Origin of the sequence: Paenibacillus sp. MMO-58 (assembly GCF_037146255.1) — a bacterium.
Taxonomy (GTDB): Bacteria; Bacillota; Bacilli; order Paenibacillales; family Paenibacillaceae; genus Pristimantibacillus.
Map to the genome: position 1 here is coordinate 391,964 of NZ_JBBCVY010000002.1, position 19,799 is coordinate 411,762.

Annotated in this window: 12 protein-coding genes; all 12 read right to left on the reverse strand. The window is 50.9% G+C overall.

The window, feature by feature from the left end:
• Window positions 1–50: 50 nt before the first annotated feature.
• The 12 genes from WFJ73_RS07655 to WFJ73_RS07710 all read right to left on the reverse strand — a co-directional run bounded on the left by WFJ73_RS07655 (window position 51) and on the right by WFJ73_RS07710 (window position 19,718).
• The gene (locus WFJ73_RS07655; protein ID WP_336772479.1) at window positions 51–1,793 is read right to left on the reverse strand and encodes an extracellular solute-binding protein; all 1,743 of its coding nucleotides are present in this window, start codon (window positions 1,791–1,793) and stop codon (window positions 51–53) included.
• A gap of 116 nt (window positions 1,794–1,909) precedes the next feature.
• Window positions 1,910–3,361: a response regulator transcription factor gene (locus WFJ73_RS07660; RefSeq protein ID WP_336772480.1), complete on the reverse strand. Its 1,452-nt coding sequence runs from the start codon at window positions 3,359–3,361 to the stop codon at window positions 1,910–1,912.
• A complete protein-coding gene (locus WFJ73_RS07665; protein ID WP_336772481.1) occupies window positions 3,336–5,069 on the reverse strand; it encodes a cache domain-containing sensor histidine kinase in 1,734 nt (577 codons plus the stop codon). The genes WFJ73_RS07660 and WFJ73_RS07665 overlap by 26 nt, the downstream gene beginning before the upstream one ends.
• A 124-nt stretch (window positions 5,070–5,193) precedes the next feature.
• Window positions 5,194–7,578 carry an alpha-L-arabinofuranosidase C-terminal domain-containing protein gene (locus tag WFJ73_RS07670; RefSeq protein WP_336772482.1) on the reverse strand — a complete coding sequence of 795 codons (2,385 nt, stop codon included), beginning with the start codon at window positions 7,576–7,578 and terminating at the stop codon, window positions 5,194–5,196.
• A 166-nt stretch (window positions 7,579–7,744) separates the two neighbouring features.
• Window positions 7,745–8,284 (reverse strand): GNAT family N-acetyltransferase, encoded by a 540-nt coding sequence (locus WFJ73_RS07675; RefSeq protein WP_336772483.1) that lies wholly within the window; start codon window positions 8,282–8,284, stop codon window positions 7,745–7,747.
• Window positions 8,285–8,425: 141 nt separating this feature from the next.
• Window positions 8,426–12,301 carry a discoidin domain-containing protein gene (locus WFJ73_RS07680; protein ID WP_336772484.1) on the reverse strand — a complete coding sequence of 1,292 codons (3,876 nt, stop codon included), beginning with the start codon at window positions 12,299–12,301 and terminating at the stop codon, window positions 8,426–8,428.
• Window positions 12,302–12,544: 243 nt separating this feature from the next.
• Window positions 12,545–13,750 carry an amidohydrolase family protein gene (locus WFJ73_RS07685; protein WP_336772485.1) on the reverse strand — a complete coding sequence of 402 codons (1,206 nt, stop codon included), beginning with the start codon at window positions 13,748–13,750 and terminating at the stop codon, window positions 12,545–12,547.
• A 30-nt stretch (window positions 13,751–13,780) separates the two neighbouring features.
• Window positions 13,781–14,497 (reverse strand): ABC transporter ATP-binding protein, encoded by a 717-nt coding sequence (locus tag WFJ73_RS07690; protein WP_336772486.1) that lies wholly within the window; start codon window positions 14,495–14,497, stop codon window positions 13,781–13,783.
• Window positions 14,484–16,310: a branched-chain amino acid ABC transporter ATP-binding protein/permease gene (locus WFJ73_RS07695; protein ID WP_336772487.1), complete on the reverse strand. Its 1,827-nt coding sequence runs from the start codon at window positions 16,308–16,310 to the stop codon at window positions 14,484–14,486. The genes WFJ73_RS07690 and WFJ73_RS07695 overlap by 14 nt, the downstream gene beginning before the upstream one ends.
• Window positions 16,311–16,338: 28 nt before the next feature.
• Window positions 16,339–17,220: a branched-chain amino acid ABC transporter permease gene (locus WFJ73_RS07700; protein ID WP_336772488.1), complete on the reverse strand. Its 882-nt coding sequence runs from the start codon at window positions 17,218–17,220 to the stop codon at window positions 16,339–16,341.
• A 23-nt stretch (window positions 17,221–17,243) separates the two neighbouring features.
• A complete protein-coding gene (locus WFJ73_RS07705; protein ID WP_336772489.1) occupies window positions 17,244–18,458 on the reverse strand; it encodes an ABC transporter substrate-binding protein in 1,215 nt (404 codons plus the stop codon).
• Window positions 18,459–18,473: 15 nt separating this feature from the next.
• Window positions 18,474–19,718 carry an amidohydrolase family protein gene (locus WFJ73_RS07710; RefSeq protein ID WP_336772490.1) on the reverse strand — a complete coding sequence of 415 codons (1,245 nt, stop codon included), beginning with the start codon at window positions 19,716–19,718 and terminating at the stop codon, window positions 18,474–18,476.
• Between the last annotated feature and the right edge of the window lie 81 nt (window positions 19,719–19,799).

Below are 19,799 nucleotides of genomic sequence, written 5' to 3' on the forward strand. Positions count from 1 at the left end.
CGGATCATGCCGAAGCTTTCGGCTTTGACACGATCCCCTTGATCCACTACTTAAGAATTGATCCCTTTAATCGTTGTACCGTAGCTTTCTTGCTGCTTATGGAACTGCTCGTTGATCTTCGCATTGATATCTTCGATTCCCATCTTCTTCACCTGAGCGATCATATCGTCATAGAGTTTATCCCTTGTAACATCGTCTTTAGCCAATACGATTTTGGAGATTTGGGCTTCCAGGTACGTCTTGATTTGCAGCTGATCATTGGCCATCTTGCTGCCGGCTTCAATGAAATTGCTAGGCATAATCAATGCTGAAGAATCGTAAATTTCGGAGTTTTTGCCTATTGTTGTCTGCACCTGCATCGCCATGACGCTGTCCGCCCCTTTATTGGAGGTAGGAGCAACCGTCGCATGGTCATGCCAGGCAATATTGTGGAACGGCCAGAAGGCAAATACGCCAGTTTTGGAATAATCGGCCGCATCCTTCAGACCTTGCTCCGTCTGTACGACAAGTCCGTTCGCGTCCAGCGTATAGTCGGTTCCTTCGAAGCCGTAATAGTTAAGCAAAAGTCCTTCGTTGCTGGTCATGAAATCAAGCCACTTGGCAATTCTCTCCGGGTTAGGCGCATCCTTGGAAATAAACGTATTCATCCAACCGGTTCCCGCCTTCATGGAGCGGCCTGCCACCGGCTTTGTTCCCTCATTCGACAACATTGGTCCTGGCGTAATCCACGTGCCAACCGCGTTCTCGTCCGTAAATCCGGTATTGGCCGAGTTGCCGATGAAGCTGAATACGCGGCCAGTCTTGACGGATGCTTTCGTGGATGTATCGTCCACGGTCATCTGGCTTGGATCAAAGGCGCCTGCTTTGGCCGCTTTGTACAGGAAATCAAGCGCATGCTTCGTTTCCGGGGCCAGGATCACGTCGCGATAATTGCCGTCCTTATCGACCGGCATAGCTCCGAACATGGCTTCCAGCGTACCTAGAGTGCCGCCGTGTCCAGTTCCGCCAACCGATAAGCCTTGATAATCTTTCCCGTTAATCATCAGGGGAATAACGGGCGCTCCATCGATTTTCAGCCCCTTCACTTTCTCGAAAGCCGCAAGCACTCCGTCCTCCGTCTTTAACTCATCCTCCGTAATACCCGCTTGCTGCATAATTTCCTGATTGAACATAATGGAGTTATTGTTGCGGTACTTTGCCGCATCGGAGTAATATTCACTGGATGGCGGATAAATCTTGCGGGCATCCTGCGTATCCATATGACTCGGATAGGCATACCAGCCGCCGTCGCGCTCGGTTAAGGCTTGCTTCAGATCTTGCGGAAAGTTCGTTAGCAGCGGAGAGGACGGATTATATTTTTTCAGAAATTCGTCCAGATTCCATACTTTGCCCGCGTCAATCAGCTTCTTCTCCAGCGTGCCGTCCGTCAGCGTCATAATGTCCGGCAGCTTATTGGACGAGACAAGCATCAGGCTTAACTTCGTACCCGCATCCTGAGCCGGAATGTTGAATTCGAACGATAAACCGGTCTTGCTTGTAATCGTCCCTTCTACCGAATTGGGATCCGAATTCCATGGCGACGGCGGATTCCATCCGCTTACGTCAGAGAACCACGTCAGCTTGACCGGAGCTGTATTCTCCGCCGCGCCGCTTGAGGAAGACGGTTCCGCGGAATTGGCTGCCGCGTTATTCGTTCCTTCCTGGCTGTTATTCGGTTGATTCGAACTGCAGGCTGAAAGCGCAATCGAACAAGACAATAGCATGACCGTCCACAAGCTGTAATGCTTTCTCATACCTTTGTTCCCCCTTAAGACTTGTAATGGCTCTTACCCTTCTCATGATAGTTGGATCCAGTCCATAGCCATATGTTTGTAATTTTGCAAATTGGTGCGGATTGTAGATAGCGCTTTCATATTTTTCTGAACTTGCTTGGCGTTAGCCCGACGTTTTTTTTAAACAGCTTGTTGAAATGAAAATAGTCCTTGTAGCCGACACGCTCCACAACCTCGTGAACGGATATGGAGCTTTCCTTGAGCAGCTCTTTTGCAAGCGCGATTCTTTTGCCCGTAATATAGTCCGAATAAGAGGTTCCCGTCTCCTTCTTAATAAGGAAGCTAAGATAGCTAAGGCTCAGATTAAAACGTTTGGCGATTGCCCCCAGCATGATATCCTCCGTAAAGCTTGAATCGATATAGTCCATTACGGCTTTCACCTGCCCGCTTATTACCGGGAGATCGGGCGTTCCTTCCACCTCGAAGCCGGACTTCAACCTTTCAAATACGGCATCTATAGAAGAATAGGTCCTCGCCAGCTGATCGTAAGTATAAAATTCCATATCCTGCTGCGGGCTTGCCTGGCTGTAATATTTATGGATAAGCGAGATGATCTGATTGTACACGCTAGTGAATTGATCCAGCTGCATGCCGCGACATTGCTCCATAAGGCGCTGAAGGCATTCCTGCATGCCGGTTAATTTTCGTTCTTTCATGCTCAGCTCCAGCTGCAGCATAGTTCCCGAGATTCCGGCGGCCGTTGCCTCATGCTCTTTATAACGGACGATGCGCTGATCCGGATAAAAGCATGAAGTGAATAACGCGATATCTGCCGCTTGAAACATCTTTGAGAGCGGATAAGACAAATCCGCCGGCATACTGATTCCGATATGGCTCGCATCATTAAGACTGCCGGTTATAAAATCCAGCAGTTCCTTGGCATGCACGGCTTCATCATATTGCAAAATATAAGACAGCTTGTTAGAGCCTGTTCTCATGACATGGGCATTCATCGCGGACAATTCCGCAACTCTCTCGGAGGAATCCGTCACCGTGGCATACGGAAATAGAGCGTTTATAAGCAGAACATTCGGATGCTCGGGCTTCATTCCCCGGTTGCCTAGGTACTGACCAATCGTGGTATGGCCGTCGGCATCCAGCAGCTCAAACAAATCGTTCAGCGGTGCATCGGGGTCGCCGGCATCCAGCTTTTTTTGCTCCAAATGGCCTCTCAAACGCACGATCGTTTCGAGCAGCTGATCCTTCTCGATTTGCTTAAGCAAATAATCAAATGCGCCTAGCCTTAGCGCCTGCTGGGCATATTCAAATTCGGAATACCCGCTCGCAAGAATAACTTCCGTCCCGAGCTTCTGCTTAGCTATTTCATTCAGCAGTTCAATTCCGTTAAGCCCCGGCATCCGGATATCCGAGACAACCGCTTCAGGCTGATGCTCTTCAATAAACTGCAAAGCCGATGAACCGTCGTAAGCTTCGCCAATAACCCGAAACCCTTCCGACTCCCAATCAATAAGTTTCGATATGCCGTAAGCTACCCAAGGCTCATCATCCACGATTAACACGCGATACATGTTCGGTTCCTCCCTCGATGACGTACGACGGGAAAGAAATCCTGACGCTCGTCCCTTCATTTAACATGCTGTCAACCTCAAGCGTTGCAGCTTCGCCATAGAATAGATGCGTCCGGTTATAGATATTCGAAATCCCGATACCCTTCTGCTTACCCTGTTCCCCTGACGCGAAGTCCTGATCGCCGATAAGGCCTTCCTTTAATTCTTGCATCTGGCTCTCGCTCATGCCGTAGCCGTTATCTTGAACAAGAACCCCGACCCGATGATCGGCGGATTTATGAATATCGATCAATACTTCACCTTCACCTAACTTCCGCTCCAGCCCATGAAATACCGCGTTTTCAACAAGGGGCTGCAGAAGCATTTTGAGCATCGTCTCGTTCAATAAATTCTCTTCGCAGCGGATAACGATCTTAAACCGCCCCCTGAATCGAAAATCAATAATTCTCGCATATTCCCTAATGTGGGCCAGCTCCTCCGCAATCGTCACAAAGTTGCTCCCTTTCACCGCATAGCGGAACATGCGCGACAGCGACTCCGAAATATCCGCAATATCGCGGACATTATGGTAAAAGGCCATGGCGCGGATGCTTTCCAGCGTGTTATAGAGAAAATGCGGATTAATCTGGTTCCGGAAAGCCGATATTTCCATTTGTTTTTTGGACAGCTCAATTTCCAGCATCCGGATTTGGGTAGAGCGGACCTCATCGCTTAACTCGCTAATTTCGTCGAGCATATTATTCAGCTTTTGGCCAAGCACGCCAATCTCGTTTTTGTGAACGACCTGATAGCGGCTATCCTCTCCGTTTTTCGGATAAGACTTGATGAAATCCATTAACGATTTGATCGGCTTGAGAATTCGGGTGAAGAAAATCAGCAGAAACATACACAAAATACCGAACATAATGGCGTAGGTTGTAATATTAATCCGTTTAACCGTTCCCAGCTCGTTAAGCAGCTCGCTCTTCGGAATGATACTGATCAGCTTCCAGCCGGAAGGAGCAAGCGTAATCGACTGGACGATAAACTTCGAGTTTGCTTTCCACTTGCCTACGTTCACCGAATCGCTGCTGGACACCTTGCCTTCGCTGGTTAAGATATGATCATTCCGGTCCAATAGCATAACCCGCGAGTTGGCCGTAACTTTTGCGCTCCTCAGAATCGGGCTCAGGTTTGAGACATCCATCACGTATCGGCCTGTCCCCCGGTATTCCGTTGCGATATGGTTGCTGTCCAGTCCGTAGATTGGAGCCGTAATAATATAAAAATGCTCCGTAGGGCGGTCATCCAGATTAACCAGGCCGGAATAGGACATCGTCTGTACGGGAGCCGTCGTCTCGTCCTGGCCCTCGCCAAGCCTTGTCATCAGCTTCCCGCTTCGGTCGTATAGCTGAATCCCCCTTATATTGGATTTCATCGACATCGTGTTGGCGAATACCGACAGCACTTCGCGGTTCATCAGTACCCGGTCCAGCATATCGTCCGTATTGACATAGGTCTGCACGGTAGGGCTGTAAAACAAGAAGGTGGATATTCCTTGCATGTCGCTGTCAAAGCTCGTCATCTTCTCGTTGACCTGTTGCAGGATGGTATTAACGGATGCGGTTACCTTCCGTTCGATAATTTGCTGGGCAACGCGGTTCGTAATGATATAAGTAATAAGCAGCGTAACCAGCATAAGCGCAATCAAGATCAAGATTTGCCTCATCAAGCTGGGCTTCCTTATCCGGTTCAGCATAACAATCCCCTTTTCGAATAGCGGCTTTATAACCCCCAAATGGACGAAACAACAAAAAAACCGCTTTTTAAGGCGATTTTTTTGAATGCTTGCTCTATTTCACTCTGAATACCGTAATGGAATGCTTAGGAAAACTGTACGCAAACCGGTTGCCTTGGGCACGAATTTCGCACTGCTTCGGAGATACCCGATCAGGTGCTTCGAATGTATTCTCGTCATCCAGCGAATGGCCGGACATCTCGTGGACTTCAATAATCAGAAGCGGCTTCTGCAGATCTTCCAGCACGACGTCAACGTTAACCGAGATGTCCTGCACATTCACAACCTTCACGATGGTATCGCCGGTTGCCCGGTCATAGCTGGCGGAATAATACAAAGGCTCGATGACCGGCTGCGTATCTTCCGTCTCATTGTAGAGCTCGCCGTTAATCCATGCGCGTATCCGACGACCCGACACCTCCAGTTTCAATGCGTATTCTTTATGATCTTCCACGTTAAAAATGCTTTGGGTGAGGACGGAGCCTCTCCCATTGATATTGGAGGCAATAATCGAATCCTGATTCTGCCAGCCGCCAAACTCCCAGATTCGCTTATTCTTCTCGTCCGTTTGGCCAAACTTGAGATTAAAGCCTTTAGGTCCGCTGATTCTTTGGGCTTTCAGGGTTATCGTATAGTTCTCCCAATCCGTCTCTCCTAGATCAATTGCCCGGACCGACGTCCCGTTAAGTCTGTCTTCTTCCGTATCGGAGAGTGTGCAAGGCAAGCCTCCGTTCAGCTCTTTTACTTCCCCGTTGTCGTTGTTCACCAGCACGATATCCCAATAGCGGAAGGAGCAGCGATCCGTCTCAAGGGATAAAGCCCCATTAATCGGCTTCTTTATATCTTGAGGAGGAGCTTCCAGACCACTCGCTTCAACCGTTATGAGCTGATCCCCTTGATGATGCATGAACAGCTTCTGCACATAATAGTTAGGCGTGCCATAAACCTCATGATTGTTGAACCAGATCATATCCGGCTTCCAGTTCACGTAATCGACGTTGCACAGGAGCGGTGCATAGCAGGCCAGCCCTACGGCATGCGCGTTTTTCTCAAGCCCCGTCATATAAACCGCTTCGGCAAGGGCGTTGTAATACGTGTTCCCCCAAGACGCATATTCGCCCAGGAAAACTTTCGGGTCATCCGCTTTGAAGTTGTCATAGCGATGGTAGTTAGCCAGGAACCATTCCGGCGAACAGTAATAATGCTCGTCCACCAGATCCGATTGATGCTCTCTGGCAGATTGCCAGCCGCGTTCATATTCCGTTCCCGCGGCAAATGGCCCCGAGGAGTTAATCACCTTCATAGCCGGATACTTCTCTTTGATGGCGCGATGGAAGTACGGGTAACGTTCGAAAAACGGCTCCCCGACCTCTTCGTTGCCGATTCCGATATACTCAAGCCCAAACGGCTCCGGGTGACCCAGCTCCGCGCGAATCGCTCCCCACGTAGTTGAAGCATCGCCGTTAGCGAATTCGATGAGGTCTAGCGCATCCTGGATCCATGGCGACAGCTCCTCAATCGGCACGATTCGGTTGTGATGCGGATCATATCCGCCCGGCAGAATCGGGATTGGCTTGGCGCCAATGTCTTCGCATAATTGAAAATATTCATAATAACCGAGGCCCAGCGTCTGATTGTAACGCCAGTTGTTCCTTCTAGCCGGTCTTTGCTCAACTGGGCCTATCGTGTTTTTCCACCGGTACATCGAGTTCCGGTCATCCGGGTTCAGGGAACCGTCATGCACAAGACATCCGCCAGGGAAACGCATAAACTTCGGCTTCAAGTCGGCAAGAAGCTTCGCAATATCCTCTCTTAATCCCCCCGGCCGGTTAAGGTAAGTTTTTTCCGGGAAAAGGGATACCATATCGAGGTACAGCTTCCCTTTCCCTTTTGTCACAAGAACAAGGCGGCAACTCGTATCGGTTGCAGCGGACGTTATTACAGCTTCATATTTCGTCCAATCCGCTGACTTCACTTCAATGACAGTCTCACCGTAAACGGAACCATCTGTCCCTTCAATCGTGACGGTCAGAGGTTCATGGAAGCTGGCATCACGCCGCGCAAATACGGAAAACAAATACTTCTCGCCTTGCTTGACGGGAATACCGCTGTTGAAACCAAGGTTCATAATCCCAACGCCATTGCCCTCCGCAACAATATCAATTACCGCATAATGAGGGTTACGCGCGTTAATCGGATCGCTTTCCCCGATCGTAATTGCCGTCTGTCCGCCGCCTCTCTCTACCTTCTCCCAGGCCATTAAAGCATGGTAATCGGGATGATCGATCGGATCAAATTCAAAGGAACGGTTCTGAACAAGCTCCGCGTAGAGTCCCCCATCCGCCGCGTGATTCAGATCCTCGAAAAATATGCCAAACAAGTCGCCTAATTCCGCGCCTCGTTCCATCGTGCGTACCGTTAATGCCGGCTGTGTGCTCATGTCGATAAGATCTCCTTTGCCCTCGTTTTCTTAAGATTCTAAGGAGTTGCCTCATGGAAAACAATTCATTATCCTGCGTTAAAACTGACCTATCGTACTTTCCGTTAACGAATAACGATTAAAAAAATAGCGTTGCGGGCATAACTGCCTGCAACGCTATCTTTTATCAAGTCGCAATCTCCTGTTGAATAACATGGCTGTTATTCAAAAAGACAGACCGTTCTACTTGATATAAATCGTAGATTTGCTCGGTATGATTGATTCGCGAATACATATACGGATTAAGTTCATTGGCTTGGGTGACATAGGGCAGCTTCTCGACCGCTTTTTTTGACCGGATATTTTGCTTGCGGATTTTTATAAATACCGTTTCAATCTCATGCTCCAGAAAGAGCTCGGTAAAAAAAGCCTCCTTAGCCAGCCGGTTATATCCTTTGCCGAAATAAGGAATGCCGATCCATGTAGCCAGGAAGCCTGTATGGTTAACAATATCGTAGAGGTCGATACTGCCAATGGGTTGTCCCATTTCATTCAGAATCGTTCTTGAAATACATGTGCCCTGCTCTTCTTCGACGATCAACTGCTTGGTTGCGAATAAATACTCTTCATACGACTGGGGTTTGTAGCGAACATAAGGGAAAACAGCGGGATCAACCAATAATTGATACAAGGAGTGGCATTCGTGCAAATCTCGTTTTTTAATCATCGTATCTATCACCCTAGTCCTTGAAAGTCGTCTTCTCAAGTATATAAAAGGACATGAGGGATTGTATGAACGCCACGTTTTGATTGTGTAAATTGCGCTTGAATAAGGACCACTCCAAGCCAATCGGAGTGGTCCTTTCCTCTAATTAAAAGTTAGCGTAAATCCGCTTTGCACGTAGTTCACGTTCGGGTAAGCGATGTTTCTCGTAACGAGATTGTTAAACGTTGCCGATCCGTTCCCCGTATAGGTATAGATGGCCGCGCCTAAATGCGGGCCCGAGAATCTCGACGTCGTTACCCCGTCTTTGCCGGTACCGTCAATGGTCACGTTGTTAAAGACGATATTCTCGAAGCCGCCGCCGTAACCGAACTGAATCCCGTCACGCTGCGCATTAATGATATCAATGTTGGTAAAGGTCACGTTTTTGATCGAATCGTTGGAAGCTTCCAGATCGATCGCTCCCCGTTCCCCGTTGTACAGGTCCTGACTCGTGCCGCTATTAATGATCGTCGTATCCGAGATTGTAATACCCGTATTATTTTGGAAGTGATAACCCGGGAAGACCGTATTCAGACGGACGCCGGAACCTCCAACGGTATCGATAATAACGTTGTGATCGGCTTTGTGTCCGCTTCCGCCAAAGAAGGCAATGCCCGCTGCTCGCCAGTTGTTCTCAATGGTGTTGTAGGAGAACGTGTTATTCACGCCTGCGGGAGCGCCGTTTGTGTTACTCGTCCAGACCGCCAGAGCATCGTCGCCGTTATTGCGGAGATTGCTGTTGCGAACGATGGAATTGCTCGTTCCTTGGGAGAAGTTGACTCCGTCAGCCAGGTTGTTGCGGATGCGGCTGTTCTCAATCGTCAGCCCGTTCGCGTAAATTGCAGGCGTATGAGCATAATCCCCCACCCAAAAGCCGCATTCAAAATGCTCCACCCATACATCATGGATTTTGGAGTTCGTTCCGAAATTATCCATAAAGCCTTTGTAAATCGCGTTCTGCCCGTAACGGGAACGAAGCTTGGAATTCAGGTAGACGTTGCTGAAGTCCAGCTTGCCCGTTATCCGTAGCGAAATCCCTCCGCCAGCCGCATTTGGGTTCGTGAACTGGATATTCGTATACCAGTAGCCCGCTCCCGTAATCGTCAGGTTATTGATCATATTGCTGACCGAGCCAATCTCCCACATATTGCCCAGATGGAAGGTACCCGCAGGGATATACAAGGTTTTGTTAGCTGCAACCGCTGCATTAACCGCAGCTTTGAAAGCTGTAAGATCGTCCAGCCCGTCATTGGCAATCGCGCCGTAGTCCGTAACGGACACCGAATTAGCCGGTTGTGCAATGGCTGTCGGAACCTGCTCGACCTCGATGAAGTCTACCCCGTATTCGATGCTGTCATTTCCTTTCTGAATGCGAACGGTATCACCAGGCTGAAGGGGAGTATCCAGCTTCCAATGCACCTCGTCGAAGCGGAACAACGGCCTTCCTCCGCCCGGAGCATCTGCCGGCATATCTCCCGAAAAGTATTGCCAGTTATAGTAGGAGCTTAACGCTATGGTCTTTACCTTCACGTTGTTGACATAGACGTCAAGGGAGCCGCTCAGACCCATGCCATCCGTCGAGTCAGGCATAGTAAAGCGCATCGTCACGCCTGCTCCGCCTTCACCCTGCCGAACGGTCCATTGCAGATAGGAACCGCTCGAAGGAAGCGCGATATATTTTTGCCCGGAAGCTTCGGATGCCGTTAAGGCCTGGTCGAAGGTTGGTGCGGACTGAAGCGTTGCTCCACCGCCGCGGGTTGCGTCATCCGTATCGTAACGGGTATACGGAACGCTTGCTCCACGGACCGAATAGACAACCAGATTCGTTGTGCTTACGTTATTCCCTTGCTTGGACGCCGCTTCATTGGCATCAGCCGCAATGGTTGTCGTTACGGTGTAATTGCCGTTGACGGCCGTCCAGGTGCCCGGAATGCTTACATTAGCCGAAGCCCCCGAGGCTAATGCGCCGTTATACGAACCGCTAAATGTCTGGATCGTGGAGCCGGCCGAATTTTTCAAGGCAACGGTAATGGCATGGGAGCCGCCAGCGGAAGCTACGGTACCTTGGTTTTTCAAATTAACCGTAAAGACAATCGAATTACCGGCTACCGGATTGTTAGGCGTCCATGTCGTAGTTCCGACAAAGTCGGCGCTTGCAATTGGCGCAACCACCAAGGCCGATGCATTCGTATAGCTGTTATTGTTGTCATTAAGCTCGATAATCGCATTATTCTCGTCTACTTTCGCGCTGACCGAATAGCTTGCTGCGGTCTTGCTGCCGATATTTACGGATACCGGAGCAGAAGCACCGGCAGCTAATGCCGTGACTGCGGCAGAACCGGCTAGCTCGTTGTTCAGGTAAAAGTTGACGGTAGATGCCGCGGAGCCGGCATTGCCATCATTCTTAACCGTTGCGTTAAGCGTTATGGCGCTGGATTCATCCGGTAAAGCCGGCGTCCAGGATAAGCCTGTAATCGTCAAATCCGGATTGGCCGCAGGCGTGCCGAATACTTGGAACTCTGCAATTTGACCTGCGGGAGCTCCGGAATTGGCCGTCAGGTTTAATTGAAGTCGTTTTACCGTAGCCGTAACCGGTATCGTCACAGTGTTGCCGGAAGCCGGGTTAAAGGTATAAGACTGCGATGAGACAAGATTGCTGAAAGTTGTTGTCGTCTGATTGTGGCCAAGCACTTGAATCGTTTGGGTGCGCGTGCTCCACTCGCTTGCCGGATTCAGCTTCAATACGATCGAGGTGACATCGTAGTTTTTGCCGAGATCAAGAGTCAGCGTGCTTGGGTTGCTGCCGCCTTCCCAATACGTGCTTGTATTGTTGTCGTTAGCGTTCGAAGCCACAAACGCTTGCGTGTTTGAGGACGCCGTCATGGTCTTGCCAATCGCGATGTTGTCGGTTGCCGGCGGTGTTGGCGTTGGCGTTGGCGTTGGTGTTGGTGTTGGCGTTGGTGTTGGCGTTGGTGTTGGCGTTGGTGTTGGCGTTGGTGTTGGCGTTGGTGTTGGCGTTGGTGTTGGTGTTGGTGTTGGTGTTGGTGTTGGCGTTGGTGTTGGCGAGCTGGATGCCGTTACTCTGATTTCGTCAATGTTAATGTTCGCGGAATCGCCGGCATCGTATTTGTAGGTTATCGTGTTGTTGCCTGCGTTAAGCGTAAGCGTCTCTACCTTGGTTCCCCAAGTATCCCAATTCGCCAGATTAGGCAGCGTAGTCTGACGGATCTTTGTGCCGTTCACATAAATGCTGACAGTTCTAGAATCGCCGTTGGCATTGCCGTACTTCAAAGTCACGTCATAGCTTCCAGCCGAAGAGACGCTTGCCGTAAAAGCAGTCGATGCCCCTTGCGTCCAATAACCGTCAACAAAACCGGTACCGGAGAAGCCCGTATGATCGGTATTTACCTTTGCTCCGCCAGACAAAACGGCGGACTCCGCTTGATATGTACCAGGCGTCGCGGGAGTACTTGTTCCATAAATTTCGAACTCGGATAACTGAGCTGCCGGCCATCCGGTATTTGCCGTAACATTCAAACGGACATAACGGGTGCTTGCCGCAGCAAAGTTGATCGTAACCGTGTTGTTCTGAATGGCTGGATCAAACGCATAATTGGTTGAAGCAACGATATTCGAAAACGTCGAGCCGTCCGCGCTTCCTTGAACGGCCAAAGTTTGTGTCCGCGCGCCCCAGCCAGCTGGCAGCTTCAGTACAATCTGATCGATGCTTGTAACGGCACCTAGATCAACCTGAATCCATTGCGGGAACGCGTTATTCGCGCTTTCCCAATAAGTAGCCTGGTTACTGTCTTTCACATTGTTTGGCGAGTACGTTTGCGATTGTCCGCTAGCCGTAATGGTCTTGCCCAGCGTTAAATTTTGTCCGCCTGCAGCAGAGACCGGCTCGCCGATTGATACGAACAGGCTGGTGATCAGCATCGTTGCAATCAGCAGCCATGCGACATACTTGTTGCGCATTTTATTCCTCCTCGAATGATAACTCTGATTAGCCTTTCACTTGGAAGCGATTACAAGTTGTCCCTTAACGGTCCTCCTTTCATTTTGCATATCTCTAATTATAGGAAGGATAAGGCTGCGGCAATAAGATGCAAATCTACGGAAAATGTATGTATTTCCAAGATAATCAAGCCGGATGTTCGGGCATGCGGAGCAACAAAAAAAGCAGTGCATCCATTCGGGACGCACTGCTTATCACAATGATTAAGCTAATACGATTTGATCTTGTCTAACGCATACGTGCCAACGGCCGCCTACCAGGATGCCTCCGGAAAAAACTGCTTCGCGGGGAGGTACAGCCGCGATAGCATGCCGGGCATTTAAGGCATTGACCAAAGAAAAGCTAGCGCGGTCTCCAACCTTCGGAACAAGCGAATCCGAAGAAATAAGCAGATAGGTTTGCAGCAGCTGTTCGTCCGTAATCCAGCCGAATTTTTCAGCCAGCCTCGAGCCGCGCGCAAGCAAATCTCCGTTGCCGAACGGACTCCACGCATCCAGAATATTGTCCGAACCGACATGAACCCGAACCCCTTCCTGAAGCAGCTGATCTACCCGCGGCATAGGACGGTCGATAGGAACGCTGGTCATAATCGCCACTTTGCTTGCGCTAAGCTTTTGCGCCAGCTCTCGGGATTCGGCTTCACTGACCTGCCCGAGACAATAGGCGTGGCTGACAGCCGTACGACCGCTTTGGCTTGCTTTCAAGGTCAAGTCAGCGAATCGGCTAATCGTATAGGTCCCCAGATGCCCGGGGTCATGCAGATGCAGATCTACGCCGGCATTAAACTCCGTGCCGAGCTCAAACATCGCTTCCAGGCTCGCGTCAACCTGTCCGTCCAGCCCGGCCGGATCAACTCCTCCGACGTAATCCGCTCCTGCCCGAAGCGCTTCTTTCATAATAGATATGGATTGGGACCGCAGCAGGCCCTGTTGCGGAAAAGCTACGATTTCGATATTCATCCGCCCTCTAAAATGCTCTCTGACCTCCAGGATATCCTCCAGATGAGAAAGTCCAAGCTTGGGATCAACATCCACATGCGTCCGAATCGTCGTTGTTCCATTCATCAGCAGAAGCTGCAGCAGCCGGTGCGCTCTTACCGCAGCACGCGTAGGCAGTGCTTCCAGCATGCGAGTCTCGAACGCAAGCTGCCCGGGCAACGTAACAAACGGCTGCAGCGGCTTCCACGGCTCCCCGAGAAAATGTTTGTCCAGATGGATATGCATATCGGACAAGGCCGGCAGGTAGAGCAGCCCGTCAGCATCCCAGACTCGCGCGAAGTCCGCTGCGGACGGCATTGTTTTACCGCTGGCTTCAATCTCTGCCACGCAACCTGTCGTCAGGTCCAGAGTCAAGTCATACAACCGGTCTTCGATCTTTACGTTTCGCACTATCGTTTTATTCGCTTCCATCACTGATCACCTTCATCCCTCTCTGGTTGGCTAATGGGCTCCCAAATAAGCTTTAACCATCCGCTCATCCCGGAGCAGCTCGTCGGAATCCCCGTGCATCGCGACCGAGCCTTTATCGATCACGTATCCTCTGCTTGCTAGGTTTAGAGCTTTATGAGCCATCTGCTCGACAAGCAGAATCGATGTCCCTTCCTTCGATAAACCGTAGATCGCTTCAAAAATTTCGTTTACGATAATCGGAGCAAGACCAAGCGAAGGCTCGTCGAGCAGCAGCAGCTTGGGCCTGCTGATCATCGCTCTCGCCAGAACCAGCATCTGCTGCTCCCCGCCGCTTAAGGTGTAAGCAAGCTGCGTCCGCCGCTCATACAGCTTCGGGAACCGGTCAAATAAAGGCTCCAGCTCCTTGTTGAACTGCTCCTTTCGAACTGAACCAATCCGTCGCTTTAAGCCCATCCGCATATTTTCAAGCACCGATAAAGTACCGAACACTTCCCGCCCCTCCGGAACAAGTGACACCCCAAGGTTTGCAGTCCGGTTTGCCGGCATCGCGGTAATATCCGTCCCCTCCAGCAGCACCTTGCCGGAATGCGGCTTCACAAGCCCTAAAATGGTTTGCATAAGCGTTGTCTTGCCGGCGCCGTTCGAACCGATAATGGCTACAATCTCGCCTTTCTCCACCTCGATATCCACGCCCTTTAACGCTTCAACCGGACCATACCTGACGTGTAAGCCATTAACGCTCAGCATCCGCAGCAACCTCCTCTTTGCCTAAATACGCCTGTATCACCCGCGGATCGCTCAGCAGCTGGGCAGGGTTACCCGTCCCAATGACTTTGCCGAAATCCAGAACAGTGACGGTATCGGATACGCGCTGAACAAAATCCATATGATGCTCGATCAGCACGATCGTGAGGCCATAACCGACAAGTCTCTGAAGAAGCTCCTCCAACTGCTTGATTTCGGCTGCCGTCATGCCTGCAGCCGGCTCGTCGAGCAGCAATACGCTTGGCTCTGTCGCAAGCGCCCTCGCAATCTCCACCATTCGCTGATGACCGTAAGGCAATTGGCTGGCGGACATATGCCGGTTCCCGTCGTAACCAATCAGATCAAGCAACCGATGCGCCTTCTCCTGCAAATCCGCTTCCCTGCGGCGTTGTCCGGGTGTTCGAAGGAAAGCCGCTCCAAGCCCGGTCCTTGCCTTTACGGTCATTCCGGTCATGACATTTTCAAGAACGGTCAGTTCTTTAAACAGCCTGGAATGCTGGAAGGTCCGGGCAATGCCTAAACCCGATACCGACGACAGCGAACCGGAGAGAGAAGCTCCATGCAGCTCCATTGCCCCTTGTTCCGGCGTATATAAGCCCGAGATTACATTAAGGAGAGTCGTTTTCCCGGCACCGTTAGGTCCAACAAGGGAATGGATCGTGCCGGCTTTAATCTCAACCGAAACTTCTTTTAATGCTTGTAGACCCCCGAACGACTTATCAATGCCCTCTAGGCGAAGTGCGGCACTCGGAAATCCGCCTTTTTTCCTATCGTTTGCGAACAGTAAGCTATGATCAGCCTTACCGCCGCTATGATCAGCTTCCTGTGAACGCAGCTTTAAGCCAAACCGCGATTCCAGCCAATCGTTCATCGTTCCCATAATCCCTTTCGGGAGAAAATAAAGAACCGCGAACATGATCGTCCCGTACAGCGCCATACGCAGCTTCTCCATCTCCAGCACTTCAGGCAGGAAGACCAGTATAACTGCGCCGATGATGGGCCCCAGCAATCGTCCGGAGCCGCCTAAGATTACGATAAGCACAAGCTGAACCGAAGCCTGGAAATGATACGTATCCGGACTGATAAAGCTGTTCGTATGGGCATACAACGTACCGGCAAGACCCGCTAGAACGGCGCTGACGGCAAATCCAACGTATTGCGGCTTAAACTTTCGAATACCCAAGGAAGCCGCGGCTATCTCGTTTTCCTTCGTGGCGATCATGGATCTCCCCCAAGCCGATCGCCGTATATTGTAGGCAAGGACAAGAGCCCCAATAGCAACCGCCGCTACGAGCAGATACATGCTCTTCAGATCAAAGGCATAACCGCCAAGCTTTGGCTTTGGAATGCCCGATATGCCAAGCGGCCCGCCTGTAACCCCATCCCATCTGATCAACGCTTCATGCACAACTACCCCGAAGGCGATGGTAATCATGGAGAGATACACGCCCCCCGCTCTAATCGTAGGAATGGCAATCAGGCTGCCGATGATCAGAGAAACCGCAATGCCGGCAAGCGCGGACAGCCAGAAGTTCAATCCGTAATGCGTGCTGGCATATGCCGACGTATACGCTCCCGCTGCCATCAATCCGGCATGGCCGATGGAGACAATCCCGCAGTAGCCGACCAGAATATTCATGCCGACACACGCAATCACATAAATGCCGATTGTAAAAAACAAGTTCAGCATATATGCATCAGCCGTCCATGATGCGGAAACAATCGCCGCTGCGGCAAGCAGTCCGCCCCAAAGAGCTGACCTGCGGAAGATTATATTTTTCCTGGTATCTTTCATTTCCGCTTCCCCCTAAGCAAGTCTAGCCCTATACCTTGACGACTGTTTTCCTAACGTTAAACAGCCCCATCGGCTTCCAATACAACACGAGAATAACAATGCCGTATACGAACATCTCCCGAAATGCGGTCGAAATATATTGACCGATAAACACCTCGGCGACGCCAAGCAGCAGCCCCGTGCCTACGATTCCCTTGGGATTATTGACGCCGGCCAGAATGGCGACGGAGATGGCTTTTAGACCAAGCGGCAAGCCTACATCGACGGATACGGCATAGTTCGTAGACATTAAAGCCCCGCCAATCCCCGCGAGCAATCCGCTTAATGCATAAGCAACGGCCACGACACGCCCGCTACTAATGCCCATCATCTCAACGGCTGTCCGGTTATCCGCCGTTGCGCGCAGCCACAAGCCCCAGTGCGATTTTTGATAAAACAGAATTAACAACGCGAGCAGCACGCCAACGATAGGGAATAAAATAAACTCCTTCCAATAGATGCCGGCATCCATAATGCGAAGCATTCCGCTGCCCGCCGGAGAAGGGACAACCCCTTCATCCGGACCATTGAAATAGAGAGCAACGTCTTGGATAATAATGCCGACTGCGATTGTGCTTAGCACCCATTCAACCGAATTCGCACCCTTATCGAACTTGCGTATGGCCAGCCTCTCGATCACGAGATTCAGCAAGGCTACCAGCAGGATTGAAGCAGCAAACGCGAGAGGAAACGGCAGCCCCGCGTGCTCGGAGAAACCAAACAGCAGGACTCCTCCTACCATGACGAGCTGGCCTTGCGACATATTGAGAGTACCGTTTACGACATAGGTTAAGCTGTAGCCGAGAGCGATAACGGCATAGAGGCAGCCGACCGCAAGACCACTGATGATTAATTGCAAGATAAGCGACATGCTGATCCCTCTTTTCCGCTGTGTTACTGTTTGTCGGATACGACAAGCTTGCCGCCCTTCCACACGGACATCAAATACGAATGAACGTCGATTGCATCATGATTGTCTTTCGTGAACGCCTGATCCCAATCCTTGATAACCCCGCTGTACGGGCCAAGATTGGTTTCCAGCGTGTTTTTGACCGCCTCGCGGTCTTTCTTCAGATTGCCCGTCAGCTCCGTGCGTTCAATGGCCTGAAACAGCATCATCGCGCCGTCATAGCCTTGTGCCGCGGAAGCAAACGTCGTTGGAATATGGCCGAATTTCGCCGTAAAATCCTTCAGAAATGCCGCCGCGGGCTCACGGGTCTGATCAACGTTAAAGTTGGCTGTCTGAATCGCATAAGTTCCTTCTGCCAGCTGCTGGCCTACCTCTTGCACGCCTTTATTGGCCATGCCGTTCTCGCCAACGATCGGAACCTTCCAGCCGAGCTTATCCATCGCTTGAAGCACATAGCCATTGCCGGCTCCTTGCCCGAACAGGTAGATTACTTCGGCTCCCGCTTCCTTCGCATGGTTGACCTGCGCGGTCATATCTTTATCCTTGGCATTATCAAACGACTCCACGGCTACCGGCTTCAGTCCCTTTTCCTCAAGCGCTTTTGTCATCGCCGCGGCGGCGCCTTTGCCGTAACCGCCATTCTCATGAAGAATGGCGATTTTGTCGGTAGCAAAATATTTATTAATGAATTGCAAAGCGTATTGTGCCGTAATGTTCGCGTTCATCCGTACGCCAAAGGTCCAAGGCATGCCGCTTTCTACCGATGCGGGAACATTGGAGGTGGCTACGACAAACGGAAATTTCTCCTCCATAATAATGGGGGATTGCGCCAGCATAACGGTGCTGTAAAAGCCCCCAACTGCTCCAAGCACGCCTTCCTTCTGCCCAAAATCCCTGATAATGCTGATGCCTCGCGTAGGATTCTGCTCGGTGTCGCGAACGACTAGCTCAACGGTTCGGCCATGCAAGCCGCCTTTGGCGTTAATCTGATCGACGGCGATTTGAACCCCCTGGTACAAATTAATAGAGTTCATGGCGTTATCGCCCGTAGCTTCCGTAGACATGCCGATCAGAATCGGTTTATCGCTTTTGTTGCCATCGCCCGAAGCCGCTTTGTTGCCGCCGCAGCCCGCGAGCACCAGTACCATAACCGCCATCCATGCCGCACACCATACCTTAAGGTTATAACGTTTACTCATCTATGATCCTCTCCTCTATCTTTCATAACATGGACAATCTCTCTCGATTCTTGTATCCGCGACCTTAACGCCTCTTTTCCATACCGTCCTGGTCTCGGACTTATGAAGCAATACGTCTCTTTCCGTCCTCTCCCGGAACAACACCATGTCAGCCGGCGCCCCTTCGCGAATCCCGTAGCCCTTGAGGGCTAACACCCGGCTTGCGCCTTCCGTAAGCATCCCGAGCAAGCGGCTCGCATCCCTTTCGCCTCCCAAATAAGCGGTAACGGCAAGCAGCCATGCCGTTTCAAGGGGATCCGCTTTGCCGAACGGAGTGAAGGGATTCTGCACGTTGTTCATGCCAATGGCTACATTAACCCCTTTTTCCTGAAGCAGCTTGACGGGCGTCAAACCTCTGCGCGGCTTCTCCTCATCACCCCGTCCATTAATATAAAGGTCGGTTGCCGGCAGCGTGATGATATGAATGCCCGCTTCGCTCAGCAGCTCTGCTGCCGCTTCTGCCTCCACTCTCGCAAGAGAACCAAGAGAGGTGACATGCCCGGCGCTTACGCGTCCTTGCAGCCCGTATTGCATGGTCCGCTTGGCAATTTGAACGATTGCGAGATCCTCGGGCTTGTCGGAGAAATCCGCATGGAAATCCAACGGCTTGTTATACTTGCCCGCGAGCTCAAACACAAACTTCAAATGTTCGTCCAAGTCCGGATCCTGATACGTAATTCCGCCCACAACGTCACAGCCAATGCGAAAAGCTTCTTCCATCAGATCCGCGGTTCCCGGGCTTTTGAATATTCCCTCTTGAGGGAATGCGACCACTTGCAAATCCAACAGATGCCGTACGGATTGCTTCAGCTCGAGTGCCGATTCAATGGCCGACAATCCTAGGATGGGATCAACCTCCGCATGACAACGCATATGGGTCACGCCGTTGCTTACGGCTTCCTTAATCACTTGCAGGGACCGCTCTCTCATATCGCTTCTCGTAAATATCTTTTTCATGTCGGCCGTCATCCTTATGGCTTCCTGAAGCGATTCGGCTTCCTTTTCCATCCGGGACAACAGGTATGCCTTTTCCAGATGGATATGCGGTTCTACCAGACCTGGCAGAAGTACGCCGCCTTCCCCATTTACAACGGTATTCGCCGTCCATTCCTTTGCAGCCCCGCTGTTCTCCACATAAACGATATTGCCGTCTGCTACTCCTACATCCATCAATAGATGATGACCCTTTACTCTGACATTCGATATGATTTGTTCAAGCATTGCAGCCCCCTCCATGTCATATTTCTTGACTCCACTTAAGCTAAATTCAGAATAGCTGTTCCTATACGGAAAGTCATTGGC

Excerpts from the sequence above, each read along its gene's own strand:
- WFJ73_RS07690 (WP_336772486.1), bottom strand. The coding sequence starts at position 14,497 with ATGCTGAGCGTTAATGGCTTACACGTCAGGTATGGTCCGGTTGAAGCG.
- WFJ73_RS07665 (WP_336772481.1), bottom strand. The coding sequence starts at position 5,069 with ATGAGGCAAATCTTGATCTTGATTGCGCTTATGCTGGTTACGCTGCTT.
- WFJ73_RS07655 (WP_336772479.1), bottom strand. The coding sequence starts at position 1,793 with ATGAGAAAGCATTACAGCTTGTGGACGGTCATGCTATTGTCTTGTTCG.
- WFJ73_RS07685 (WP_336772485.1), bottom strand. The coding sequence starts at position 13,750 with ATGGAAGCGAATAAAACGATAGTGCGAAACGTAAAGATCGAAGACCGG.
- WFJ73_RS07695 (WP_336772487.1), bottom strand. The coding sequence starts at position 16,310 with ATGAAAGATACCAGGAAAAATATAATCTTCCGCAGGTCAGCTCTTTGG.
- WFJ73_RS07705 (WP_336772489.1), bottom strand. The coding sequence starts at position 18,458 with ATGAGTAAACGTTATAACCTTAAGGTATGGTGTGCGGCATGGATGGCG.
- WFJ73_RS07700 (WP_336772488.1), bottom strand. The coding sequence starts at position 17,220 with ATGTCGCTTATCTTGCAATTAATCATCAGTGGTCTTGCGGTCGGCTGC.
- WFJ73_RS07670 (WP_336772482.1), bottom strand. The coding sequence starts at position 7,578 with ATGAGCACACAGCCGGCATTAACGGTACGCACGATGGAACGAGGCGCG.
- WFJ73_RS07660 (WP_336772480.1), bottom strand. The coding sequence starts at position 3,361 with ATGTATCGCGTGTTAATCGTGGATGATGAGCCTTGGGTAGCTTACGGC.
- WFJ73_RS07680 (WP_336772484.1), bottom strand. The coding sequence starts at position 12,301 with ATGCGCAACAAGTATGTCGCATGGCTGCTGATTGCAACGATGCTGATC.
- WFJ73_RS07710 (WP_336772490.1), bottom strand. The coding sequence starts at position 19,718 with ATGCTTGAACAAATCATATCGAATGTCAGAGTAAAGGGTCATCATCTA.
- WFJ73_RS07675 (WP_336772483.1), bottom strand. The coding sequence starts at position 8,284 with ATGATTAAAAAACGAGATTTGCACGAATGCCACTCCTTGTATCAATTA.